We start from the raw sequence: 25,774 nt of genomic DNA on the forward strand, positions 1-25,774 counted from the left end.
TATCCGGCATTACAACAGAGTCTGGCCTATTCCACCGCAAACATCCTGTCGAGTTTGCTGTAACCCAGTCCATTGATTTTTTTAACTTTTATCTGCACCGGAATACGCTCTTTCATCGCTTCGACGTGGCTTATAACCCCAATGGTCTTGCCGGTAGCGTTAAGGGCATCCAGCGCGTCCAGGGCGGTATCAAGCGTCTCGCTGTCCAGCGTGCCAAAGCCTTCATCGAGGAACAGGGAATCAATTCGCGTCTTGTGGCTGACCAGATCGGACAGCGCCAGCGCCAGTGCCAGACTGACGAGGAAGCTTTCGCCGCCGGAAAGTGTCCGGGTATCGCGAACGGCATCGGCCTGCCAGGTATCAACCACTTCCAGCTCCAGTGCTTCGCTGGCCTTTCTCTGTAGCAGGTAGCGGCCATGCAGGCGGGTCAGTTGGTTATTGGCCAGCCAGACCAGATTATCCAGCGTCAGCCCCTGCGCAAATTTGCGGAACTTGTCACCTTCTTTAGAGCCGATAAGGGCGTTCAGATAACCCCAGTCTTCGACCTGCTGCGAGACCTTTTCAATCTCCTGCATCAGACTCTTTTGTTGCTGACGGTTTTCGGCATCTTGCTTGAGCTGCTGGCGAATTTCTCCCTGACGGGTGGCGTTATCCCGTAGCCTTTGGGCGAGCTGCGTCAGCGTATCGCGAAGATGTTCCTGACTAAGGGTGAGGTCCGCGCCGACGGGCGGTTGCTGTTGGTGCGTCGCCAGCGCCTGTGTCGATTGATTGACCAGTGTTTGAGCCTGCTGTAACTGGCTTTCCAGCGACTGCTTTAGCTGTTCGAGTCGGTTAAAGGTCTCTTCATCCAGCAGGGCGGCAAGAAAAGCGTCGCGATCGTCGAAGATGCTGGTTTGCAGTGCGGCATCAAATTGCGCCTGAATCTCAGCGACGCGTTGGAGGTCTTGTGCCTCCTGCTGTTGCAGTGTTTGCAACTGGCCCTGTAATGAAAGGCAATCATCGTGCACCTGTCGCCAGTTTTCCAGTGACAGGTTATCTTCGTTATCCTGAATGACTTCGGTCTCAGGTAGCGTTTCCAGAAGAGGAGTAAGTTGCGCAATCTGCGCTTGTAGCTCGGTCAGTTCACTCTGGCGGCTCTGCCATATTTGTGTTTCGCTTGCCCGCTCGCTGAGCCACGCAGCTTCTTCACCATTGGCAGGAAGAGACAGGCCATTCCGGGTTAGCTCAGCCTGCAACGTGCTCTGGCGTTGATCAATCTGTTGCTGCAGGTGAGAGATTTGTTCTGTATGCGCGGTGATTTGCGCCTGCAGGGCATGGCGCAGGCTCAACTGGTGAAGTTGTTGCTCGTGCTCTTCTTCGGCGGCGAGCCAACTGGAGATATCGTCCTGCGGTTGGAGGGTAATGTTCAGACCGGCGGTCACTGTTTGCCACTCTTGAGTAAGTGCTTGCTCCTCCTGAAAAAGCGTCTGCGCTTCGTGTTCATCACGCTGTAGCTGCTGAGTTATTGCGTCGAGCTGCCCACGTAGGGTAGAGCCTTCATCAGCCAGCGTTTTGACCTCTTTTTCTAACGCTTCACGCCGTGCCTGGTTGACGCTCAGCTCAAGCGTTTGATAAGTCGCGATCGCCGGATGCGTGATGGAGCCGCAGAGTGGGCACGGTTGGCCTGACTGCAGTAATGCCCGCTGACTTTCCAGATTTTTAATGCGGGATTCCTGATCGCAAATCGTTTTTACATCAGCAAGTTGCTGATTTTTATCTTTATAGCGCTGGCGTTTATCCGCCAGAGCGGCGTTGCGCTGAAGCTGCTCCTGCTGTCGCTGTTGGATAGTCGTGCGCAGTTGCGTTAGCTGTTTTTGCCTGGGGGCAATTTGCCCATGAAGCGTGCTCAGATGCTGGCGTAACGGACGAAGCTGCGCATGTTGCGCCAGCGCCAGGGATACGTCTTCAGCCGAAAGTGACAGCGTCGGTTGCGCAAGAGCCTCCAGTTTACGCGTGTCGTTCTCCCGCAACTGTTGCCACTGGCGTAGCTGGTTTTTGGCGTCAGACTGCTGGGCAAAGAGTGCTTTCCACCCCGCCAGCTCGCTGTTCCATAAACGGAAACGGTCATGCTCGGCCAGCCAGTTCGTTAACGTCTGTTGTGCGGTTAACATTATGACGGATTGCCTTTGCGCATGCTGACGAATGCGACTGCGCAGCGCTAAGCTGTGGTGTAAGCGAGCATTCACTTCTTGAATATTCTGGCGTGCTTGGGTGAGTGTAGCCGTTTGTTCCTGAATTCGATCCCAGTACGGGCGTAATGCTCTGGCAGGTAGTGCCAGGCTGAGTGACGCCAGCTGCGGCTGCGCTTGTTCCTGCGCCTCTTGTGCGACCCGCAACGCATGCTGATGGCGGTTTATTTCCGTCTGTAGCTCATTTTGCCGAATTAACCAGTTGAGGTGCTGTTGCTGAGTTTGCTGACTGACAATATGCTGTTTTTCTTCGTCAGTAAGTACCTGCAAACTTTCTGTGAGCGATTGCACCTGTTCTGTTGCTAACAGCGAAACGCCGCTGGCCTGCGCCTGCAATTTTTCCAGCTCTGTCCGGGCCGTTTTGTGTTTTTCAAATACCATCGCCGAGATTTGGCCGTAGATCTCTGTGCCGGTCAGCTCTTCCAGCAGTTCGGCACGTTCTTTCGGTTTGGCGTTAAGAAACGCGGCAAACTGCCCCTGTGAAAGCAGCATGGAGCGGGTAAATCGTCCGTAGTCCAGCCCGGTGAGCGTGGCGGTCATCTCCAGTTTGTCTTTGACTTTATCTGCAAGGATTTTCCCGTCGGCGCAACGGGCAAGCTCTACGCGTGGGACCTGCAGGTTACCTTCTGGCTGGTTACGGGCACGGTTCTGGCTCCAGAAGGCACGATAGGCTTCGCCTTTGACTTCGAATTCCACTTCCGCCAGACACTCTGCGGTGTCGCGGGTCATCAGATCGTTTTGTGACTGAGATACGTTACTCAGTCGCGGTGTTTCGTGGTACAGCGCGAGGCAAATAGCATCCAGCAGTGTGGTTTTTCCAGCCCCTGTCGGACCGGTGATAGCGAACAAGCCGTTGCTGGCGAACGGCTCTGCCGTGAAATCGACTTTCCATTCCCCTTTCAGGGAGTTCAGGTTTTTCAGGCGCAAGCTGAGAATTTTCATGCTTCATGCTCCCCGGCGAGTGTCTGTAATGTGGTACTGAACAGCTGATTCAGGCGCTCGCGCTGTGGTTCTTCCAGCTCTTCCAGCGCCAGGCGGCGGTCAAAGACTTCTGTCACGCTCAGTTCGCTCAGCGTTTCGCGTCGTTCATTCGCCATAATACGTTCACGCTGTTCCCGGCTGCGGCGTACCAGCAAGACTTCTACCGGTAAGTCTTCAGTTAAGGCCTGAATTTTACGCTGCATATCGTGCAGATAATCATCAGTGGTAATTTCGATATCTAACCAGATGGGCGGTTCCTGATCTGTGTCGCGCCACTGCTCAAGTTGAGCAGTAATAGACGCTAAATCGCCTTTCAGTACCGCAAGCGGCTGTGTAACCGGCACGGTGAGGTTTTCAACCGCGCGCAGCTTACCCTCTTCGAAACTCACCAGATGAACGCATTTATTTTTGCCGCACTCATCAAAACTCAGCGCAATCGGCGAGCCACAGTAGCGAATATGCTCTGTTCCGCCGATGATCTGCGCCCGGTGAATATGTCCCAGCGCGATGTAATCCGCTGGCGGGAAATTTTGTGCCGGAAATGCATCCAGCGTGCCAATGTAGATGTCACGAACGGCGTCACTTTTACTGGCACCGACGGTAGTCAGATGCCCTGTCGCAATAATGGGCAGGTTCTGGTCGCCGCGTAGCTTACAGGCGTCCTCATATTGCTGTTGATAATAGTCGGTGATGGCTCCCAGCAGATGCTGCTGCTTTTCTCCGCCTGTGAGTCCTGCCTGGCTGGTGATGATGTCGCGTGGACGTAAAAAAGGGATCGGGCATAATATCGCACCCGGTGTGCCGTCGCGGCGCTGGAGTATCTGTGGCGCATGACCTGCGCTGGCGACCACCGTGGTGTTCAGAAACGCCAGAATATCGCGGGATTCATTGAGCGTGGCGACAGAGTCGTGGTTTCCTGCCAACACCACCAAATGACAACCTGTTTGTTGCAGATTTACAACAAAGCGATTGTATAGCTCACGGGCGTAGCTTGGGGGAGAGCCGGTATCAAAAATATCGCCAGCCACAATAATCGCATCCACCTGATGGGATTGTGCCGTATCCAGAAGCCAGTCGAGAAAGGCCTGATGCTCAGCGGCGCGGCTCTTGCTGTAGAAGTTTTGGCCCAGATGCCAGTCAGACGTGTGAAGGATGCGCATAAGTGTTCCATGGCAAAAAACGTGAACAGGATTATAACCTTTGCAGGACGGTAATATCTTGCCTCCGGGCTGTCATAATTCAACAACCTTCGTTAAACCTGGACTATCTTTTCATAAATCTGTCATAAATCTGACGCATAATGACACCGTATTGATGATAAACGAGTTAATTAAAAAACAGGGCAAATCATGGCGAGACGTATTCTGGTCGTAGAAGATGAAGCTCCAATTCGTGAAATGGTCTGCTTCGTGCTCGAGCAAAACGGTTTTCATCCCGTAGAAGCCGAAGACTATGACAGTGCTGTGAACCAACTTAATGAACCCTGGCCGGATCTCATCCTGCTGGACTGGATGCTTCCGGGCGGGTCGGGTCTGCAGTTCATTAAACATCTCAAGCGAGAAGCGATGACGCGGGACATTCCTGTGATGATGCTGACGGCAAGGGGGGAAGAGGAGGACCGCGTGCGTGGTCTGGAAACCGGTGCAGATGATTATATCACTAAGCCGTTTTCTCCCAAGGAACTGGTAGCGCGTATTAAAGCCGTTTTGCGTCGTATTTCGCCAATGGCGGTTGAAGAGGTCATTGAGATGCAGGGCCTGAGCCTGGATCCAACCTCGCATCGTGTGATGACCGGCGAGGATCCGCTTGATATGGGACCCACCGAATTCAAGTTATTGCATTTCTTTATGACCCACCCTGAGCGCGTCTACAGTCGCGAGCAATTACTCAATCATGTCTGGGGCACCAATGTTTACGTGGAAGACCGGACAGTAGATGTGCATATCCGCCGGTTGCGCAAGGCGCTGGAGCACAGCGGACACGATCGCATGGTGCAGACGGTGCGTGGGACGGGATATCGTTTTTCGACCCGCTTCTGACTGGTAAGAATACAAGCCTAATGGACCTGGCTGTAAATGGAGTATGACGTTTGCTTGAACGATTGTCATGGAGAAGGCTGGTACTGGAGCTGATACTTTGCTGCATACCGGCTTTTATCCTTAGTGCTTTTTTCGGTTATCTGCCCTGGTTTTTACTGGCGTCGGTAACAAGCCTGCTTGTCTGGCATTTCTGGAATTTATTACGTTTGTCCTGGTGGTTGTGGGTCGACAGGAGTATGACACCACCGCCGGGGCGAGGCAGTTGGGAACCGTTGCTGTACGGTTTGCATCAAATGCAGCTACGTAACAAGAAGCGCCGTCGTGAACTGGGTAATCTGATCAAACGCTTTCGTAGTGGGGCTGAATCACTCCCCGACGCGGTTGTACTGACTACCGAAGAGGGCGGTATTTTCTGGTGTAATGGCCTGGCGCAGCAGGTTCTGGGATTACGCTGGCCGGACGATAGCGGCCAAAATATTCTTAACCTGCTGCGTTACCCGGAATTCACGTTGTACCTGAAAACGCGCGACTTTAGCCGACCGATCAATTTGGTTCTCAATACCGGACGACATCTGGAAATTCGCGTGATGCCCTATACCGATAAGCAATTGCTGATGGTGGCGCGTGATGTCACCCAGATGCACCAACTGGAAGGCGCGCGGCGTAACTTTTTTGCCAACGCCAGCCATGAGCTGCGTACGCCAATCACGGTGCTGCAAGGCTATCTGGAAATGATGCAGGAACATCCCCTGGAAGGTGCAACGCGAGAAAAAGCGCTGCACACCATGCGTGAGCAAACACAGCGTATGGAAGGGCTGGTTAAGCAACTGCTGACATTGTCGAGAATCGAGGCCGCACCAGCGCTGCTGTTGAATGAAAAAGTCGATGTGCCGGTGATACTGCGCGTGGTTGAACATGAGGCGCAAACGCTGAGCCAGAATAAACACACCTTTACCTTTGACGTTGATAGCCAGCTAAGTGTGTTGGGTAATGAGGAGCAATTGCGCAGTGCTATCTCGAATCTTATCTATAACGCTGTCAACCATACCCCTGCGGGAACGCATATCACCGTTCGCTGGCAGCATGTGACCCAAGGCGCTGAGTTCAGCGTCGAAGACAACGGCCCCGGCATTGCTTCTGAGCATATCCCGCGTCTGACTGAGCGATTTTATCGCGTGGATAAAGCGCGATCCCGGCAAACGGGCGGTAGTGGATTAGGGCTGGCGATCGTGAAGCATGCGTTAAATCATCATGACAGTCGGTTGATTATCGACAGTGCACCAGGAAAAGGAACGCGGTTTAGTTTCATACTCCCGGAACGTTTAATTGCCAAAAGTAACCGCTAACGCTCATTTGTAATGTTAACTTTCCAAAAGCCAGCGCAAGCTGGCTTTTTTCATCATCGTCAATAATGACATCCTGAATTTTACGACGTTTGATTGTTTTTTGTTCGCATTATTGCCCATGACTTTTTCACGGGAATGGTGTTTTGTGCTGGTTCAATTTTTCATATCACTATATTGTTCTGGTTTTTAGATCCCACCTTGCTTTAAAACGTTATAAGCGTTTAAATTGCGCACCAAGTGCTGTCATACCGACTGCATTTACGCGGTAAATCGAAAAACTATTCTTCGCTGCGTCTGGTTGGGAGGATATCCCGCTGGAATTGATTAAAAATGCCGCTGTATTGTCCCTCAGGGAACGGCAGAAAATTAAACGTTTTCAACACCACATCCACAGGCTGTAAGACTTTATGACCCATCAGTTAAAATCACGCGATATTATCGCCCTGGGATTTATGACATTTGCACTGTTCGTTGGTGCAGGTAACATCATTTTCCCCCCAATGGTTGGTTTGCAGGCCGGCGAACACGTCTGGACTGCGGCTTTTGGCTTTTTGATTACCGCCGTTGGTCTTCCGGTGCTTACCGTTGTAGCGCTGGCGAAAGTCGGTGGCGGTGTAGACAGCCTGAGCACCCCGATCGGCAAAGTAGCAGGTTTACTGCTGGCTACCGTTTGTTATCTGGCGGTAGGGCCGTTATTTGCTACTCCGCGTACCGCGACAGTCTCTTTTGAAGTGGGAATTGCTCCGCTGACTGGTGACTCGGCGCTGCCGTTGTTTATCTATAGCGTGGTTTATTTCGCGATTGTTATTCTGGTGTCGCTCTATCCGGGCAAACTGCTGGATACGGTGGGGAATTTCCTTGCGCCGCTGAAAATTATTGCGCTGGTTGTGCTTTCTGTTGCAGCGATTGTCTGGCCTGCGGGCCCGATCAGTAACGCCATGGAAGCCTATGAAACCGCAGCGTTTTCTAATGGCTTCGTGAACGGGTATCTGACAATGGATACGCTGGGTGCGATGGTCTTTGGTATTGTTATTGTTAATGCCGCTCGTTCGCGTGGCGTTACTGAAGCGCGTCTGCTGACCCGTTATACCGTCTGGGCGGGTCTGATGGCTGGTGTGGGCTTAACGCTGTTGTACCTTGCGTTGTTCCGCCTGGGTTCTGACAGTGCGACGCTGGTCGATCAGTCTGCTAATGGTGCTGCGATTCTGCATGCGTATGTTCAGCATACCTTCGGTGGCGCAGGTAGCTTCTTGCTGGCCGCACTGATTTTTATTGCTTGTCTGGTGACTGCAGTTGGCCTGACCTGTGCGTGCGCTGAGTTCTTTGCCCAGTATGTGCCGCTGTCTTATCGTACGCTGGTGTTTATCCTCGGCGGCTTCTCGATGGTGGTATCGAACCTGGGTCTGAGCCACCTGATTCAGATCTCCATTCCGGTGCTGACGGCTATCTATCCGCCATGCATCGCACTGGTTGTATTAAGCTTTACCCGCTCATGGTGGCATAATTCTTCCCGCGTCATTGCACCTGCGATGTTTATCAGTCTGATTTTTGGTATCCTTGATGGCATTAAAGCTTCTGCAATTGGCGACATCTTACCGGCCTGGACCCAGCGTTTACCGCTGGCGGAACAAGGTCTGGCGTGGTTGATGCCAACAGTCGTGATGGTGGTCCTGGCAGTAATCTGGGATCGCGCAGCGGGTCGACAAGTGACCTCCAGCGCACACTAAAATCACTGACAATAAGTTTTAACCACGGGGCTATTAATATGGCCCCGTGGTTTTTTTATTGTGTTAACAGGTTAGGAATCGATGGAAAGTAATAACAAGCTAAAGCGTGGGCTGAGCACCCGGCACATTCGCTTTATGGCATTAGGTTCAGCAATTGGTACCGGGCTGTTTTATGGTTCGGCCGATGCCATCAAAATGGCGGGGCCAAGCGTACTTTTGGCCTATCTTATCGGTGGCGTGGCGGCGTACATAATTATGCGTGCGCTGGGCGAAATGTCAGTTCATAACCCTGCAGCCAGCTCTTTCTCGCGCTATGCGCAGGAAAACCTCGGGCCTCTCGCGGGCTACATTACCGGTTGGACCTACTGTTTTGAAATCCTGATTGTCGCCATCGCCGATGTTACTGCCTTCGGTATTTATATGGGCGTCTGGTTCCCGGCCGTACCGCACTGGATTTGGGTCCTCAGCGTGGTATTGATTATCTGCGCCATTAACCTGATGAGCGTGAAGGTGTTTGGTGAACTGGAGTTCTGGTTCTCATTCTTTAAAGTCGCCACTATTATCATCATGATTGTTGCTGGTTTCGGCATCATCATCTGGGGCATTGGTAACGGTGGGCAACCGACCGGCATCCACAACCTGTGGAGTAACGGCGGCTTCTTCAGCAACGGCTGGCTCGGTATGGTGATGTCGCTGCAAATGGTAATGTTCGCCTATGGCGGGATTGAGATTATTGGCATTACCGCAGGTGAAGCAAAAGACCCGGAAAAATCTATCCCGCGCGCTATCAATTCTGTACCGATGCGTATCCTGGTGTTTTATGTGGGCACGCTGTTCGTCATTATGTCCATCTACCCGTGGAACCAGGTCGGCACAGATGGAAGCCCGTTTGTACTGACCTTCCAGCACATGGGGATTACTTTTGCCGCCGGTATCCTGAATTTTGTGGTGCTGACCGCTTCGTTGTCGGCGATCAACTCTGACGTCTTTGGCGTAGGCCGTATGCTGCACGGTATGGCGGAGCAGGGCAGCGCGCCGAAAATGTTTGCTAAAACCTCACGTCGCGGTGTGCCGTGGGTGACGGTGATGGTGATGACATTCGCACTGTTGTTTGCGGTTTATCTCAACTACATCATGCCGGAAAACGTCTTCCTGGTGATTGCCTCACTGGCAACGTTTGCCACGGTATGGGTGTGGATTATGATTCTGCTGTCGCAGATTGCCTTCCGCCGCCGTCTGCCGCCGGAAGAGGTTAAGGCGCTGAAATTCAAAGTGCCTGGCGGAGTGACGACGACCGTTGTTGGCCTGATTTTCCTGGTCTTTATTATCGCGCTCATCGGTTACCACCCGGATACTCGTATTTCGCTTTACGTTGGTTTCGCGTGGATTATCCTGTTGTTGGTTGGCTGGGTATTTAAGCGTCGTCGCGAGCGTCAACTGGCTGAAGCACAGTAATTTTTTACCGGATGACCGCTATGTCTTATCTGGCCTACTCGAGAGTGTGTAGGCCAAAGATGCGTAGCGCCATCCGGCGAAATCTCCTCCCCCGAACTCCTCCCCCAATAAACGTTAAGATGATGAGTGATCCTGCACTGCGCTATGGCAAGGTGGCTTCATTTTCATCAAAGGGGATACGTGATGTTGAACGCCTGGCACCTTCCGGTTGCCCCATTTGTTAAACAAAACAAAGATCAACTGACGATTACGTTATGGCTGGCGGGAGATAATCCTCCCCAACGTATAACGCTACGCGCGGAAAATGATAACGAAGAGATTTCGCTGATTATGCGTAAGCAGCGCAGCCAGCCTCAGCCTGGCGTTACTGCGTGGCGAGCCGCAATCGATCTTTCCAGCGGTCAACCTCGTCGGCGTTATAGCTTTAAATTGTTGTGGCTTGATCGTCAGCTGTGGTTTACCCCGCAGGGATTCAGCCGTATTCCGCCAGCACGTCTGGAACAGTTCGCCGTGGATGTGCCGGATAACGGACCGCAATGGGTGGCCGATCAGATTTTCTATCAGATTTTCCCGGACCGTTTTGCACGTAGCCAGTCACGTGAAGCGTATCAGAACAACGTTTATTACCACCATGCAGCAGGACAGGATATTGTGCAGCGTGAGTGGGATGAGCCGCTGACTGCGCAGGCTGGCGGTTCCACGTTCTATGGCGGTGATCTGGACGGTATCAGTGAGAAACTGCCCTATCTGAAAACGTTGGGCGTAACCGCGCTATATCTGAACCCGGTGTTTACCGCACCAAGCGTACATAAGTACGATACTGAAGATTATCGTCATGTTGATCCACAGTTTGGTGGCGACAGGGCGTTACTGCGCCTGCGACACAATACACAGGCGCAGGGAATGCGGCTGGTTCTGGACGGCGTATTTAACCACAGCGGCGATTCGCACGCCTGGTTTGACCGGCATAGTCGGGGAACGGATGGCGCATGCCATAACCCACATTCCCCCTGGCGCGATTGGTACCATTTTTCAACGGAAGGCGTCGCGCTGGACTGGCTGGGGTATTCAAGCCTGCCCAAACTGGACTATGCATCTGAAAGCCTGGTGAATGAAATCTATCGCGGCGAAGACAGCATTGTCCGTCACTGGTTAAAAGCACCATGGAATATGGATGGCTGGCGGCTTGATGTCGTACACATGTTGGGTGAAGCCGGTGGTGCGCGCAATAACCTCCAGCATGTTGCCGGGATCGCCCAGGCGGCTAAAGAAACTCAGCCAGAAGCATACATTGTTGGCGAACATTTCGGTGATGCGCGTCAGTGGTTGCAGGCTGATGCTGAAGATGCCGCGATGAACTATCGTGGCTTTACCTTTCCCATATGGGGATTTCTCGCCAATACCGATATCTCTTATGATCCGCAGTTTATTGATGCCCGAACCTGTATGGCGTGGATGGATAACTATCGTGCAGGTTTATCACATCAGCAGCAACTGCGTATGTTCAATCAGCTCGACAGCCACGACACGGCCCGTTTTAAATCGCTGCTAGGTAAAGATGTCGCGCGCCTGCCTCTGGCGGTAGTCTGGTTGTTTACCTGGCCTGGGGTCCCCTGTATCTACTACGGTGATGAAGTGGGGCTGGACGGTAATAACGATCCGTTTTGCCGCAAGCCGTTCCCATGGCGGAAGGACAAACAGGATTCTGACCTGCTGGCGCTGTATCAGCGGCTGGCTAAAATGCGTCATCAGAGTCAGGCGCTACGCCACGGCGGTTGTCAGGTGATTTACGCAGAGGATAACGTGGTGGTATTTGTGCGAGTACTAAACCGACAGCGCGTGCTGGTAGCAATCAATCGTGGCCAGGCCTGTGAAGTGGTGTTGCCAGCCTCGCCATTGCTCAATGCCATCCAATGGCTGCATAAAGAAGGCAAAGGCCAGCTCGCGGATGACATTCTGACGCTACCTGCGATTTCTGCCTCAATCTGGATGTGTCATTGATACAAACGCGCAATCTCCTCACTGGTCAGCAGCGTTTCCCGCCACCAGCGCTGCGCCAGTCCGTCATTGCTATTGCGCCACGCCATATAGGCGACGTCTTTTTGACGAAAAGACAACACGGGTTTTTCCACCAGCTCGCCTGTGGCTAACCATGGGCTTGCGATGTGGCGTGGGAGAAATCCGCAACCGGTTCCCGCCCGCAGTAACATCACTTTACTGTGGAAATCATCGACACGAATCTGCGCCTGTTCGTCTATCAGGTTGCTTTGTAACGGATGACAATAGCGGGCGCTGTCGCTGATGACTATCGCCCGGTGCAGGCACAGTTGTTCATTGGTTAAACTATCCGATGCCGCTGCCAGTGGATGCCCGGGTGCGACAACAAACACATTATCCAGCGTGCCGAGCATTTTGTAAGACCAGGCCGCTGATGTTGGTGGCTCATTAATAGCGCCCAGAATAATATCCGCTCCGTTATGGGTGAGTTCTTCCCAGGAACCTGCCAGCGTGTGGTGAGTAAAGTTGAGGCGAGTTTGTTTATTGAGTGCGTAAAAAGCTTCGATAATCGGCACCAGTGCGGCGAAGGGGAAGGAGGCATCCAGCGCAATTGCCAGCTCTTTTTCCCAGCCAGCGCTCAGTTGTAACGCCTGTTTTTCGAGGTCTTTGGCAGCGCTGAGGAGCAAACGTCCTTTTTCCAGCATCATCAGGCCGGTATCGGTAAATTTTGCCCGATGCCCGGAACGGTCGAGCAATTCGATATTCAGATCGTTTTCCAGCTTCTGAATCATATAGCTGAGTGCGGCAGGGGTTTTAAACAGTGATTCGGCAGCGGCAGCAAATGAACCATGCCTGTCGAGTGCGTCGAGGATGAGCAGAACGTCCAGATTGATGCGCATAAGCTGAATATATCCTGAAAATTAAACACCTCATTTTTACAGAATAGAGAAAAACAATGCCAGTGAATAAATTAGATAAGACATTCGCATTTTTTTGATGATGATTGAGATATATCTCAAGACAAAATTATTATCATCACTCGATGATAAGTTTTCTTTAATAACTCGTTAGAAAATTCCCGCTATACTCAACAAGCTTTCTGATTCAGGATCCTGCTGCTGACGGCAGTTACAGACCGTTGCCTTTTAACTCATTGATTAAGAAGGTGTGCTATGTCTATTCGGGAACTGATTGACCCACAAAACTCAACGCTTATTTTTATTGACCATCAACCGCAAATGTCATTTGGTGTGGCGAATATTGATCGCCAGACGTTGAAAAATAATACTGTAGCATTAGCCAAAGCCGGAAAAATATTTAATGTTCCAGTGATTTATACCTCGGTTGAAACGAAAAGTTTTAGCGGATATATCTGGCCGGAATTGTTAGCTGTTCATCCTGATGTCAAGCCTATCGAGCGTACTTCAATGAACTCCTGGGAAGATGCGGCCTTTGTTAAAGCAGTGGAAGCGACCGGGCGTAAAAAACTGATTATCTCCGCACTGTGGACCGAAGTTTGCCTGACATTCCCGGCGTTGATGGCGCTGGAAGCGGGTTATGAAGTGTATGTCGTCACCGACACTTCCGGCGGTACATCCGTGGATGCTCATGAACGTTCTATCGATCGTATGGTGCAGGCGGGTGCGGTACCTGTTACCTGGCAGCAGGTGCTGCTGGAGTACCAACGCGACTGGTCACGTAAAGAGACTTACGACGCGGTGATGGACCTGGTGCGTGAACACAGCGGTGCGTACGGTATGGGCGTGGATTATGCCTATACCATGGTACATGGTGCACCAGAACGTAAGATTTAATTCCGCTGGCGGGGCAATCCCGCCATTATCCTTCAGCAAGGAACCCTTCATGGCGCAGAATAAACATGTGACATTGGTGATTACTCACACCTTGCGGCCTGACCAGGCGCAGCGGTATGAGCAGTGGCTGGGGAAAATCATGCCAGTGGCCGCAGAGTTTCCTGGTCATCTTGGCGCTAACGTCATTCGCCCTACCGACGGACAAAACCTGTGGAACATTATTATCCGCTTTGACACCGTCGAGCATCTGTATAACTGGACCCAGTCTGATACGCGCCGTGCGCTGGTCGAGGAGATCGCGCCATTGCTGGCGGAGGGCGACAAAACCGAGATTCGTACGGAAGCGGCATTTTGGTTTACCCCGCCTGCATCACATGTTCGCCAGCCTAAACGCTGGAAGCAGTTCCTGATAACTCTGCTGGTGATTTTTCCCAGCACCAATCTGGTGCCGTGGCTGACCGGTATCGTGCTGCCCTCAATGAAGGGATCATTGCTCCTGCATCTGATTAATGATGCCTGTGTGGTTGCGCTGGTGGTCTGGTTCTGGATGCCTATCGTAACCCGTCTGTTTGCCGGCTGGCTGAAAAAAGCCTGACCGGTTTCTCAGGAGATTGTTATGTCTCAAACTGCAACACTTATTCTGACTCACGGAAAAATCCATACTCTTGATCGCCAAAGCCCTCAGGTGGACGCCGTGGCGATTAAAGATGGAAAAATTCTGGCGACCGGTTCTCATGATCAGATCATGAATTTTGCGACTGATGGGACACAGATTATTGATCTGAAAGGTCATACAGTGATCCCAGGTTTAAACGACTCACATCTGCATCTCATTCGCGGAGGGTTGAATTACAACCTTGAGTTACGTTGGGAAGGTGTGCCGTCGCTGGCGGATGCGCTACGTATGCTTAAAGATCAGGCTGACAGAACACCCTCGCCGCAATGGGTTCGCGTGGTAGGCGGCTGGAGTGAATTTCAGTTCGCTGAACGCCGTATGCCGACGCTGGAAGAACTCAATGAAGCCGCGCCGGATACACCGGTATTTGTGCTGCATCTCTACGATCGGGCGTTGCTAAATCGCGCGGCCCTAAAAGCGGTCGGTTACACCAAAGCAACGCCGGATCCGGTAGGGGGAGAAATTGTTCGCGATGGCAATGGTAATCCTACGGGGATGCTGATCGCCAAACCGAACGCTATGATCCTCTACTCTACGCTGGCGAAAGGACCAAAACTTCCGCTGGAAATGCAGGTTAATTCCACCCGTCAGTTTATGCGAGAGCTAAATCGACTTGGGCTCACCAGCGCCATTGACGCCGGCGGCGGCTTTCAGAATTACCCGGAAGATTATGAAATTATCGAGCAACTACATGCCAATAAGCAGATGACGGTCCGTATTGCCTACAACCTGTTTACCCAGCGTCCTAAGCAGGAACTGGAAGATTTCGAACGCTGGACCGATATGCTCAAACCAGGGCAAGGGACTGATTTTTATCGTGCTAATGGAGCAGGGGAAATGCTGGTCTTTTCGGCGGCGGATTTTGAAGACTTCCTGCAACCGCGCCCGGATTTACCTGAAGGCATGGAGGATGAGCTGGAGCGTGTCGTCCGCCACCTGGTGGAACATCGCTGGCCGTTCCGTCTGCATGCAACCTATGATGAGTCCATCAGCCGGATGCTGGATGTCTTTGAGAAGGTGAATCGTGATATTCCGTTCAACGGCCTGCACTGGTTCTTCGATCACGCAGAAACGATTACCGAACGTAATATTGAGCGCGTAAAAGCGCTGGGTGGCGGTATTGCAGTTCAGCATCGGATGGCGTTCCAGGGCGAATATTTTGTCGATCGCTATGGAAAAGATGCGGTTAAACATACGCCACCGGTAGCAAAAATGTTGGCGGCTGATGTTCCGGTTGGACTGGGGACCGACGCAACCCGCGTGGCAAGTTACAACCCGTGGACGGCGCTCTACTGGCTGGTTTCCGGACGTACTGTCGGCGGGATGGCGATGTACGACGATAACAACCGACTGGCGCGCGATGTGGCGCTGGAACTGTGGACCGCAGGCAGTGCCTGGTTCTCCAGCGAGCAGGGTAAGAAAGGCCACATTGAAAAAGATCAACTTGCCGACCTGGTGGTGTTATCAAAAGATTATTTCAGCGTACCGGAGGAGGAGATCAAAGGTATTGAGTCGGTGATGACCATTGTTGATGGCAAAGTCGTTTATGCTGCCGGGCATTTCACGCCGCTGGCACCGCCTGCGATCCCTGTTGTCCCTGACTGGTCGCCAGTGGTAAACGTTCCGGGGCATTATCGCTCTGCGCCACCTACTACTGCGAAAGTTGGTGCTATGGTCCAGATGCATCAGTGTTGCGGTAGCTGCGGCGTTCACGGACATCAGCACGATATGGCGCGTAAATCGGGGATCCCGGTGTCAGACGATCGTGCGTTTTGGGGCGTGTTGGGTTGTTCTTGTTTCGCGTTTTAATCATTGCCCGGTGGCGCTTCGCCGCCATCCGGCAACAAAAAAGGCTCGCCTGCGCGAGCCTTTTTGCTAAACGTTAGCCGATTACAGGCTGGATACGTTTTCGGTCAGGTATTTTGCAACGCCGTCCGGAGACGCGTTCATACCTTCTTTACCTTTTTCCCACTGAGCCGGGCAAACGTCACCGTGCTCTTCGTGGAACTGCAGCGCGTCAACCATACGCAGCATTTCGTCAATGTTACGACCCAGCGGCAGATCGTTTACAACCTGGTGACGAACAACGCCGTTAGCGTCAATCAGGAAAGAACCGCGCAGAGCAACGCCCGCTTCCGGGTGCTCGATGCCGTAGGCTTTCTGGATTTCGCGCTTAACGTCAGCAACCATTGCGTATTTCACTGCACCAATGCCGCCTTTGTCGACAGGGGTGTTACGCCATGCGTTGTGGACGAATTCAGAGTCAAAAGAAACACCAACGACTTCAACGCCGCGTTTCTGGAATTCTTCGTAACGTTTGTCGAACGCGATCAGTTCTGACGGGCAAACGAAGGTGAAGTCCATTGGCCAGAAGAACAGAACGGTGGTTTTACCGTTGGTATGCTGTTTGAAGTTGAAGTTTTCAACAATCTCACCGCTACCCAGTACCGCAGCTGCTGTGAAATCCGGAGCCTGACGAGTTACCAGTACCATATAATTCTCCTGCAAAGTTAAGGGGTTTTTGGAACGCAACGCGGGCCAGTATAGAGACTGTTCGGGAATAAGACAAAGAGGCGCTGGCAATCAATGAGACAGGTTTTGGCTATCAATGCATTACCGGATAGCGGTTTCGCCTTATCCGGTCTGCAACCCCTGATACAACAGGCAGGCCTGATAAGCGTAGCGCCATCAGGCAATCAAAGAGCCTTGCTGCTGGCCTGCGCCATCATGCGCGGATAAAACTGCCAGAAACGTGCTTCCAGGGCATCGTAATGCGCATCCAGGTCATACCAGGAGTCGCGCAGTGCGTCGAGTTTTGGACGGCGGCTGGCCATGCCGTTTAAGACATTCTGAATAAAGTCCATATCACGATAGCGCTCCAGCCATTTCTCTGACCACATAAAGTTGTTCAGATTCACAAAGCGCTGCGGCGATTCAGGCAGGATAGTGGCAACCTGCGTGTGGGCGTAGCTGACAAAGGCCGCGAGCGGGAAGTCCGGTGATATTTCTGACCAGTGACGCGACAGGAAGTGATCCCACATGACATCCAGCGTAATAGGCGCGACGCGGCGAGTCTCGCGGCGAAACCACTCTCGGGCTTCACGCACTTCAGGCAGGTTATCGGTCATTACGTCGATACGACGGTGCATAAAAATGCCTTCCACCACGTCAGGTGGAAAACTGGCTTCCGGGTTCCCCCGAACAAAATCGGCCAGTAAATTGCCAGAAAGCGAGCTGTCGGCAAGATGGGCTAAGTGCAGGTGTGCTAGAAAATTCATATCCACTTCATCCTTCAAACTGCCCCTTTGTTGGCTGCTGAGTTACTCGTCTCATCCATGAGACTCGCCCTTACGGACCGCCGCTCCGCGACGTTCAAATCTGTTCCCTACAGATTTGTCACTTACCCCAGTCACTTACTAGTGTAAGCGCCTGGGGACTCATTCACTTGCCGCCTCGATGCATCTTGAATGATTTTGCGTATAGATTATGTCACTCATCTTGAGGGGTAAAGGTTGCAGGGAAAGCGCCCCGGCACTAGACTACCCGCCTCTTATTTTAGTCTGAGTCAGTGTCATGCGCGTTACCGATTTCACCTTTGAACTACCCGAATCCCTGATTGCCCACTATCCGCAGGCAGAGCGCAGTAGCTGCCGCTTGCTGTCACTGGATGGGCCGACTGGCGCGCTGACACACGGTACTTTCACTGATTTGCTCGACAAGCTCAACCCCGGAGATTTGCTGGTCTTTAACAACACCCGCGTAATTCCGGCGCGTCTGTTTGGCCGTAAAGCCAGCGGCGGCAAGATTGAAGTGCTGGTCGAGCGTATGCTGGATGACAAACGTATTCTGGCACATATTCGCGCATCTAAAGCGCCGAAGCCGGGTGCTGAATTGTTGTTGGGCGACGATGAAAGCATTAAAGCGACAATGGTTGCCCGTCATGACGCACTGTTCGAAGTGGAGTTTGACGACGAGCGCAGCGTGCTGGACATCCTGAATGCTATCGGCCATATGCCACTGCCGCCGTATATCGACCGCCCTGACGAAGATGCCGACCGCGAACTGTATCAGACGGTCTACAGTGAAAAACCCGGTGCCGTGGCGGCGCCGACTGCTGGTCTGCACTTTGACGATCCGTTGCTGGCAAAACTGCGCGATAAAGGCATTGAGATGGCGTTCGTGACACTGCACGTTGGCGCGGGGACGTTCCAGCCGGTGCGTGTCGACACGATCGAAGATCACATCATGCACTCCGAATATGCGGAAGTGCCGCAGGATGTGGTCGACGCGGTGCTGGCGGCGAAAGCACGCGGTAATCGTGTTATTGCGGTGGGGACGACCTCAGTTCGCTCGCTGGAAAGCGCGGCGCAGGCGGCTAAAAACGACCTGATTGAGCCATTCTTTGGCGATACGCAAATATTTATTTACCCAGGCTATCAGTACAAAGTGATCGATGCGTTGGTGACTAACTTCCATCTACCTGAATCAACATTGATTATGTTGGTTTCAGCGTTTGCGGGCTATAAAAACACCATGAACGCCTATCATGAAGCCGTAAAAGCGGAATATCGCTTTTTTAGTTACGGGGATGCCATGTTTATCACGTACAATCCGCAAGCTATTTCCGAGCGTGTCGGGGAGTAAATCCCCGGCATGAGTGTTTAACGTCAGACTGTTTTTCTGACGCAGGAGTTAAAATGAAATTTGAACTGGACACCACAGACGGTCGCGCTCGCCGCGGCCGCCTGGTTTTTGATCGTGGCGTAGTAGAAACGCCAGCCTTTATGCCGGTTGGTACTTACGGCACCGTGAAGGGCATGACGCCGGAAGAAGTTGAAGCTACCGGTGCACAAATTATTCTCGGTAACACTTTCCACCTGTGGCTGCGCCCGGGTCAGGAAATCATGAAATTGCATGGCGATTTGCATGATTTCATGCAGTGGAAAGGGCCAATCCTCACCGATTCCGGCGGCTTCCAGGTCTTCAGCCTGGGCGACATTCGTAAAATTACCGAACAGGGTGTGCATTTCCGCAACCCGATCAACGGTGATCCGATTTTCCTTGATCCAGAAAAGTCGATGGAGATCCAATACGATCTCGGTTCCGATATCGTGATGATTTTCGACGAATGTACTCCTTATCCGGCTGACTGGGACTATGCTAAACGCTCGATGGAGATGTCTTTGCGCTGGGCGAAGCGTAGCCGTGACCGTTTTGACGGGCTCGGCAACAAAAATGCGCTTTTTGGCATCATTCAGGGCAGCGTTTACGAAGATTTACGTGATATCTCTGTCAAAGGTCTGGTAGATATCGGCTTTGATGGCTACGCTGTCGGCGGTTTGGCTGTGGGTGAGCCGAAAGCAGATATGCACCGCATTCTGGAGCATGTTTGCCCGCAGATTCCGGCAGATAAACCTCGCTACCTGATGGGCGTCGGCAAACCAGAAGATCTGGTTGAAGGTGTACGTCGTGGTATTGATATGTTTGACTGCGTGATGCCAACACGAAATGCCCGTAATGGTCATTTGTTTGTGACTGACGGCGTGGTAAAAATTCGTAATGCGAAACATAAAAGCGACACCAGTCCGCTCGATGCCGAGTGCGATTGCTACACCTGTCGCAATTATTCACGCGCCTACTTGCATCATCTTGACCGTTGCAACGAAATATTAGGCGCGCGACTCAATACGATTCATAACCTTCGTTACTACCAGCGCTTGATGGCGGGTTTACGCAAGGCTATTGAAGAGGGTAAATTAGAGAGCTTCGTGACCGATTTTTACCAACGTCAGGGTCGACCTGTTCCACCTTTGAACGTTGATTAATTTTAATAATGAGGGAATTTGAATGAGCTTTTTTATTTCTGATGCGGTAGCGGCAACAGGTGCTCCGGCGCAGGGCAGCCCGATGTCTCTGATTCTGATGCTGGTGGTGTTTGGTCTGATTTTCTATTTCATGATCCTGCGTCCACAGCAGAAACGCACCAAAGAACATAAAAACCTGATGAACTCCATTGCCAAAGGTGATGAAGTGCTGACTAACGGTGGCCTGGTCGGTCGCGTGACCAAAGTAGCAGAAACTGGCTACATCGCTATCGCGCTGAACGACACCACTGAAGTGGTTATCAAACGTGATTTCGTAGCTGCCGTTCTGCCGAAAGGCACGATGAAGGCGCTGTAATTTATTGTTTTCCCGAAGGGAACTGCCGTGTTAAACCGTTATCCTTTGTGGAAGTACATCATGCTGGTCGTCGTGATTATCGTCGGCCTGCTTTACGCACTTCCCAACCTGTATGGTGAGGATCCGGCTGTTCAAATCACTGGCGTGCGCGGTGCCGCCGCCAGTGAGCAAACGCTGATCCAGGTCCAGAAAACGTTACAAGAAGAAAAAATTACACCTAAGTCTGTGGCTCTGGAAGAGGGCGCTATTCTTGCGCGCTTCGACTCCACCGATACCCAACTGCGCGCACGTGAAGTGCTGCTGGGCGTGCTGGGTGATCAATATGTCGTGGCGCTTAACTTGGCTCCGGCAACACCACGCTGGCTGGCTGCCATTCACGCAGAACCGATGAAACTCGGTCTTGACCTGCGTGGCGGCGTTCACTTCCTGATGGAAGTGGATATGGACACCGCGCTGGGTAAACTGCAGGAACAAAATATCGACAGCCTGCGCAGCGACCTGCGTGAAAAAGGCATTCCTTATACTACCGTTCGTAAAGAAGATAACTACGGTCTGAGCATCACCTTCCGTGACAGCAAAGCCCGTGACGAGGCTATCTCTTACCTGAGCAAGCGTCATCAGGATCTGGTGATTTCAAGCCAGGGCAGCAATGCGCTGCGTGCGGTGATGACTGATGCGCGTTTGAGCGAAGCTCGTGAATACGCGGTACAGCAGAACATTAACATTCTGCGCAACCGTGTTAACCAACTGGGTGTCGCTGAGCCGGTTGTTCAACGCCAGGGCGCTGACCGTATTGTGGTCGAACTGCCTGGTATTCAGGACACCGCGCGTGCGAAAGAAATTCTGGGTGCGACTGCTACGCTGGAATTCCGTCTGGTAAATACCAACGTTGATCAGTCTGCTGCTGCATCCGGGCGCGTACCGGGTGACTCAGAAGTGAAACAGTCCCGCGAAGGACAGCCAGTTGTGCTGTATAAACGCGTGATCCTGACCGGCGACCATATCACCGACTCCACGTCGAGCATGGATGAGTATAACCAACCGCAGGTTAACATCTCGCTGGATAGCGCGGGTGGTAACATCATGTCTAACTTTACCAAGGACAATATCGGTAAGCCGATGGCGACCTTGTTCGTCGAGTACAAAGACAGCGGTAAAAAAGATGCTAACGGCCGTGCGATGCTGGTGAAACAGGAAGAGGTGATTAACATCGCCAACATCCAGTCTCGCCTGGGTAACAGCTTCCGTATCACTGGAATTAACAACCCGAACGAAGCGCGTCAGCTGTCGCTGCTGCTGCGTGCCGGTGCGTTGATTGCGCCGATTCAGATTGTTGAAGAACGGACTATCGGCCCGACTCTGGGTATGCAGAACATCAAGCAGGGTCTGGAAGCCTGTCTGGCTGGTCTGGTGGTTTCTATCCTGTTCATGATCTTCTTCTATAAGAAGTTCGGCCTGATTGCGACAAGTGCGCTGATTGCCAACCTGGTACTGATCGTCGGTATCATGTCGTTGCTGCCGGGTGCCACGCTAAGTATGCCGGGTATTGCGGGGATCGTCTTAACCCTTGCCGTCGCGGTCGATGCGAACGTACTGATCAACGAACGTATCAAAGAAGAGTTGAGCAACGGACGTTCGATACAGCAGGCGATCAACGAGGGCTATGCGGGCGCGTTCAGTTCCATCTTCGATGCGAACATTACGACGCTGATTAAGGTCCTGATCCTGTATGCAGTCGGTACTGGGGCAATTAAAGGGTTCGCGATTACTACCGGTATTGGTGTGGCGACGTCGATGTTCACCGCGATCGTCGGTACACGTGCCATCGTAAACCTGTTGTATGGCGGCAAGCGCGTCAAAAAGCTGTCAATCTGAGGAGTGCGATGTGGCACAGGAATATACTGTTGAACAATTGAACCACGGCCGTAAAGTCATCGACTTTATGCGCTGGGACTACTGGGCTTTCGGCATCTCTGGTTTTCTGCTGATTGCGGCCATCGTGGTGATGGGCGTACGCGGATTTAACTGGGGGCTCGATTTTACTGGTGGTACGGTAATTGAAATCACGCTGGAAAAACCAGCGGAAATGGACGTGATGCGCGATGCGCTGGAGAAAGCGGGCTTCGTTGAGCCGCTGCTGCAGAACTTCGGTAGTAGCCACGACATTATGGTTCGTATGCCGCCAACTGAAGGTGAAAACGGCGGGCAGGTACTGGGTAGTAAAGTGCTGAGTGTAATTAACGAAGCAACTAACCAGAATGCCGCTGTGAAACGTATCGAGTTCGTCGGACCCAGCGTGGGTGCTGATCTGGCGCAAACCGGTGCGATGGCGCTGATGGTGGCGCTGATTTCCATCCTTGTGTATGTCGGTTTCCGCTTTGAGTGGCGACTGGCCGCTGGGGTCGTGATTTCCCTTGCGCACGACGTGATTATCACCTTAGGGATCCTGTCGTTGTTCCATATCGAGATTGACCTGACAATCGTCGCATCGTTGATGTCGGTAATTGGTTACTCGCTAAACGACAGTATCGTGGTATCTGACCGTATTCGTGAAAACTTCCGCAAAATTCGTCGCGGTACGCCTTACGAAATCTTTAACGTGTCACTGACCCAGACGTTGCACCGTACGTTAATCACCTCCGGTACGACGTTAGTGGTTATTCTGATGCTGTACCTCTTTGGTGGTCCGGTGCTGGAAGGCTTCTCGCTGACCATGCTTATCGGTGTCTCCATCGGTACTGCCTCGTCTATCTACGTAGCATCGGCGTTGGCGTTGAAGCTGGGTATGAAGCGCGAGCACATGCTGCAGCAGAAGGTCGAGAAAGAAGGGGCGGATCAGCCGTCTATTCTGCCGTAACCGAAGCTGCGCGTAAAAGCTGGAATCCCGATCGCAAGGTCGGGATTTTTTTTGCCTGTAGCACGCTGATTTCGTGTGGATATTAGCGAGTGGAGTAGAATCGCCCCAAGCTGGGGTGACCCGGTGAGGCACAGTGTTGCGGGGCTTGATCCCCGTTGGCCTTGTCGCCGCGTGGCAACATACGCCCGAAACAGGCCAGAGGGAAACTTTTGTCCCTTTTTGCAAACACTACTGACAGTATGCTGTCAGTAGTCCTGTTTTATAGTCCTTCTGAGATTACTCACAAAGGCAGGAGGATGTATGAATAACGTGATTAACTGGTTTGAAATCCCGGTAGCGGAAATGGATCGTGCCATTGCTTTTTATGAACCGGTGATGCAGGTTTCGCTGCGTCGGGAGAATATGGATTGTGCTGAGCTGGCAGTGTTCCCGCATCAGGACCCAGCCCCCGGTGGCGCACTGGCTAAATTTGATGGTATTACGCCTTCGCAGCAGGGCGCTATTATTTATCTGCATACGGACGATCTCCCGGCTACGCTTGCGCGTGTCGAAACAGCGGGTGGTAAGTGTGTGTTTGGACCACTTGAGCTGGGGCAGGATATTGGCACGATTGCGTTATTTACCGATAGTGAAGGTAATCGCGTTGGCTTGCACCAGCCTGCATAATATTTCTAAATACAGAGGGTTAAGATGACCAGGCGCGCTGACCGTTTATTTCAGATTGTACAGATCCTGCGTGGCAGGAGGCTGACAACGGCGGCGCATCTGGCGGAGCGGCTCGAGGTTTCTCCTCGCACGATCTACCGCGATATCTGCGATTTATCATTATCCGGCGTGCCTGTTGAAGGGGAGGCGGGCAGCGGGTACCGTTTAATGGCAGGATTTGATCTGCCACCTTTAATGCTCACTCACCGTGAGTCAGAAGCACTGATGGTCGCAATCCGATTACTGAAAACCTGGGGCGGTGATTCGCTCTCGCGGGAGCTGGAATCGGCGCAGGAAAAAGTGTTGGCGATCCTGCCAGAAGAGAGTCGTCGCAGGGCAGAACAGACGCGTATTTTTGCCCCTGACTTTGGAACTCAATTACATTCTCGTAGCACATTTGATCTTATACACCGGGCTGTATCTACCCAACAGGTTCTGGCACTGCATTATCGTGACGAAGCCGGGCAACTCTCCTGGCGAGATGTGCAGCCGCTGGGGTTATTTTTCTGGGGAGAGCACTGGCTACTGGTTGCATGGTGTGAAAGGCGTGAGGATTATCGCTGTTTTCGTGTTGATCGTTGTCTCTGCGTTACCCCTGTGGACAGGCATTTTCGTGAGGATACCGGACGTTCGCTAAGCGACTTTTTGCGTAAAGTTCGCTGTGACGATAAGCCATAAAAAAGCCAGCGGTTAAGCTGGCTTTAACATGCTGGTCTCCGGGCCGGCGCAGTGCCGCCCGGTATCAGGCAAAATTAGAAGTTGTAACCGACAACCAGATAGCCACCCCAACCGGTAGAACGAACGTTTTCTTTCATCCAGCTCAGATCAGCGTCATCGTTCCACTGACCGCCGTTGTGCCAGTAACGAGCGACGACGGAATAGTGCCAATGGTCGTAGTTCAGTGCCAGAATGTGGCTGGAGGCGATAGAGTCGTTAGTACGCTGTTTAATACCATTCTCAGCATAAGCACTCTTATCACCGAGATCGGAACCCCAGTCAAAGTTAGTGAAACCAATGTAGCTCAGGTTACCACCCCACAGTTCGGTAATTGGCACAAAGTATTTCACTTTGAAACGGTAGCCATCCCAATCGTTTTGATTTTCTGCACCGTAGTTCTGCCACTGATACTTAGCGTATACGTTCATGGACAGGCTCATCGGCAGGCCAGTGTCGATGTCGGTACCCAGACCCATATACCAGGTGCTCTGACGGCCATCTTTGTTACGACCCATGTCGTAGATATAGTTGTTGGCGAAGTACCACTCTTTGAACGGACCAAAGCTCAGATCAGTACCGGTCAGTTTGTCGATGGAGAAACGCGGTTCAATTTCCATAAACAGCGGGGAACCGTGGTTCCAGATACCTTTCGCATCGGTGTTACCACCGAAGAAGACTGGCGCATCCATGTAACCATAGAAGTCGAACCAGTCTTTCTTAGCGAAAGCTTCATATTCCAGATAGGTATCGTTACGGATCTGTGGTCCGAAACGGGTGTGGTAGCTACCTACTACGTTAACGCTCTGATGCCACCAGTCGGAAAGATATTGCGGTTTGTCATTTTCTGCCGCATTAGCAGTAAAGGACGAGGAGAGCGCCAGTACTGCACCGGCTGCAAGTAATGTTTTTTTCATATGTATGCCACTGTTTGAAATCCCTTTCGGGAGTGAAAAAGGCGCAATTTGCGTTTCTAAATATTTCGTATTTCTTCGGAGCCTATTATAAAAATCATTGTTCACAAAAATATGTCTTGTTTCACAGTTCTATCATT

General features: G+C 52.1%; 21 protein-coding genes. 15 read left to right on the plus strand and 6 right to left on the minus strand.

The features are described from left to right. Nucleotides 1-26: 26 nt before the first annotated feature. Both sbcC and sbcD read right to left on the minus strand, forming a co-directional pair. On the minus strand, nucleotides 27-3,170 hold the full coding sequence (sbcC, locus tag OGY01_RS12210) for an exonuclease subunit SbcC (RefSeq protein WP_286493166.1): 3,144 nt from the start codon (nucleotides 3,168-3,170) through the stop codon (nucleotides 27-29). Further along, nucleotides 3,167-4,369 (minus strand): exonuclease subunit SbcD, encoded by a 1,203-nt coding sequence (gene sbcD / locus OGY01_RS12215; RefSeq protein WP_286493167.1) that lies wholly within the window; start codon nucleotides 4,367-4,369, stop codon nucleotides 3,167-3,169. Before sbcD ends, sbcC begins: the two co-directional genes overlap by 4 nt. Before the next feature lie 189 nt (nucleotides 4,370-4,558). On the opposite strand from sbcD, the gene phoB reads away from it, so the two are divergent. The 5 genes from phoB to malZ all read left to right on the plus strand — a co-directional run bounded on the left by phoB (nucleotide 4,559) and on the right by malZ (nucleotide 11,777). Continuing rightward, the gene (phoB, locus tag OGY01_RS12220; RefSeq protein ID WP_045440451.1) at nucleotides 4,559-5,248 is read left to right on the plus strand and encodes a phosphate response regulator transcription factor PhoB; all 690 of its coding nucleotides are present in this window, start codon (nucleotides 4,559-4,561) and stop codon (nucleotides 5,246-5,248) included. Between the two features lie 50 nt (nucleotides 5,249-5,298). Then, entirely contained in the window at nucleotides 5,299-6,594 is a 1,296-nt protein-coding gene (gene phoR, locus OGY01_RS12225) for a phosphate regulon sensor histidine kinase PhoR (protein WP_045440453.1), read from the plus strand. 407 nt (nucleotides 6,595-7,001) lie between these two features. Beyond that, the gene (gene brnQ / locus OGY01_RS12230) at nucleotides 7,002-8,321 is read left to right on the plus strand and encodes a branched-chain amino acid transporter carrier protein BrnQ (protein WP_045440455.1); all 1,320 of its coding nucleotides are present in this window, start codon (nucleotides 7,002-7,004) and stop codon (nucleotides 8,319-8,321) included. 81 nt (nucleotides 8,322-8,402) lie between these two features. Further along, entirely contained in the window at nucleotides 8,403-9,776 is a 1,374-nt protein-coding gene (proY, locus tag OGY01_RS12235; protein ID WP_045440458.1) for a proline-specific permease ProY, read from the plus strand. Between the two features lie 183 nt (nucleotides 9,777-9,959). Further along, on the plus strand, nucleotides 9,960-11,777 hold the full coding sequence (malZ, locus tag OGY01_RS12240) for a maltodextrin glucosidase (RefSeq protein WP_286493168.1): 1,818 nt from the start codon (nucleotides 9,960-9,962) through the stop codon (nucleotides 11,775-11,777). On the opposite strand, the gene OGY01_RS12245 is transcribed toward malZ, so the two are convergent. Beyond that, a complete protein-coding gene (locus OGY01_RS12245; protein ID WP_286493169.1) occupies nucleotides 11,771-12,673 on the minus strand; it encodes a LysR family transcriptional regulator in 903 nt (300 codons plus the stop codon). The genes malZ and OGY01_RS12245 overlap by 7 nt on opposite strands. Before the next feature lie 273 nt (nucleotides 12,674-12,946). Between OGY01_RS12245 and OGY01_RS12250 the strand changes: the two genes are divergently transcribed. The 3 genes from OGY01_RS12250 to OGY01_RS12260 are packed head-to-tail and all read left to right on the plus strand — an operon-like array spanning nucleotide 12,947 to nucleotide 16,073. Beyond that, complete coding sequence (locus OGY01_RS12250; protein WP_045440467.1) at nucleotides 12,947-13,588, plus strand: hydrolase; 642 nt, start codon at nucleotides 12,947-12,949, stop codon at nucleotides 13,586-13,588. Between the two features lie 49 nt (nucleotides 13,589-13,637). Next, complete coding sequence (locus tag OGY01_RS12255; RefSeq protein WP_045440468.1) at nucleotides 13,638-14,183, plus strand: antibiotic biosynthesis monooxygenase; 546 nt, start codon at nucleotides 13,638-13,640, stop codon at nucleotides 14,181-14,183. Nucleotides 14,184-14,204: 21 nt separating this feature from the next. Next, nucleotides 14,205-16,073 carry an amidohydrolase gene (locus OGY01_RS12260; protein ID WP_045440469.1) on the plus strand — a complete coding sequence of 623 codons (1,869 nt, stop codon included), beginning with the start codon at nucleotides 14,205-14,207 and terminating at the stop codon, nucleotides 16,071-16,073. Nucleotides 16,074-16,154: 81 nt separating this feature from the next. On the opposite strand, the gene OGY01_RS12265 is transcribed toward OGY01_RS12260, so the two are convergent. Together OGY01_RS12265 and acpH are read right to left on the minus strand one after the other, a co-directional pair. After that, the gene (locus OGY01_RS12265; RefSeq protein WP_045440472.1) at nucleotides 16,155-16,757 is read right to left on the minus strand and encodes a peroxiredoxin; all 603 of its coding nucleotides are present in this window, start codon (nucleotides 16,755-16,757) and stop codon (nucleotides 16,155-16,157) included. A gap of 203 nt (nucleotides 16,758-16,960) precedes the next feature. Continuing rightward, a complete protein-coding gene (gene acpH, locus OGY01_RS12270; protein ID WP_286493170.1) occupies nucleotides 16,961-17,542 on the minus strand; it encodes an ACP phosphodiesterase in 582 nt (193 codons plus the stop codon). 295 nt (nucleotides 17,543-17,837) lie between these two features. Here acpH and queA point away from each other — a divergent pair, with 295 nt between their 5' ends. The 7 genes from queA (at nucleotide 17,838) to OGY01_RS12305 (ending at nucleotide 24,684) form a co-directional block, all read left to right on the plus strand. Beyond that, nucleotides 17,838-18,908, plus strand: coding sequence for a tRNA preQ1(34) S-adenosylmethionine ribosyltransferase-isomerase QueA (queA, locus tag OGY01_RS12275; protein WP_045440477.1), 1,071 nt, complete (start codon nucleotides 17,838-17,840; stop codon nucleotides 18,906-18,908). A gap of 53 nt (nucleotides 18,909-18,961) precedes the next feature. Then, complete coding sequence (gene tgt / locus OGY01_RS12280; protein WP_045440480.1) at nucleotides 18,962-20,089, plus strand: tRNA guanosine(34) transglycosylase Tgt; 1,128 nt, start codon at nucleotides 18,962-18,964, stop codon at nucleotides 20,087-20,089. 22 nt (nucleotides 20,090-20,111) lie between these two features. Further along, entirely contained in the window at nucleotides 20,112-20,444 is a 333-nt protein-coding gene (yajC, locus tag OGY01_RS12285; protein WP_002890398.1) for a preprotein translocase subunit YajC, read from the plus strand. A 27-nt stretch (nucleotides 20,445-20,471) separates the two neighbouring features. After that, nucleotides 20,472-22,319 carry a protein translocase subunit SecD gene (secD, locus tag OGY01_RS12290; RefSeq protein WP_071828898.1) on the plus strand — a complete coding sequence of 616 codons (1,848 nt, stop codon included), beginning with the start codon at nucleotides 20,472-20,474 and terminating at the stop codon, nucleotides 22,317-22,319. Nucleotides 22,320-22,329: 10 nt separating this feature from the next. Further along, nucleotides 22,330-23,301, plus strand: a complete 972-nt coding sequence (secF, locus tag OGY01_RS12295) for a protein translocase subunit SecF (RefSeq protein WP_045440487.1) — start codon at nucleotides 22,330-22,332, stop codon at nucleotides 23,299-23,301. A gap of 300 nt (nucleotides 23,302-23,601) precedes the next feature. Next, a complete protein-coding gene (locus tag OGY01_RS12300) occupies nucleotides 23,602-23,967 on the plus strand; it encodes a VOC family protein (protein ID WP_045440489.1) in 366 nt (121 codons plus the stop codon). Nucleotides 23,968-23,991: 24 nt separating this feature from the next. Then, nucleotides 23,992-24,684 (plus strand): helix-turn-helix transcriptional regulator, encoded by a 693-nt coding sequence (locus OGY01_RS12305; RefSeq protein ID WP_048221955.1) that lies wholly within the window; start codon nucleotides 23,992-23,994, stop codon nucleotides 24,682-24,684. Nucleotides 24,685-24,758: 74 nt separating this feature from the next. Here OGY01_RS12305 and OGY01_RS12310 read toward each other — a convergent pair whose 3' ends face one another. Beyond that, the gene (locus tag OGY01_RS12310; protein WP_045440493.1) at nucleotides 24,759-25,637 is read right to left on the minus strand and encodes a nucleoside-specific channel-forming protein Tsx; all 879 of its coding nucleotides are present in this window, start codon (nucleotides 25,635-25,637) and stop codon (nucleotides 24,759-24,761) included. Between the last annotated feature and the right edge of the window lie 137 nt (nucleotides 25,638-25,774).

The organism is Citrobacter sp. Cm038 (genome assembly GCF_030333105.1).
Lineage (GTDB): Bacteria > Pseudomonadota > Gammaproteobacteria > Enterobacterales > Enterobacteriaceae > Citrobacter > Citrobacter murliniae.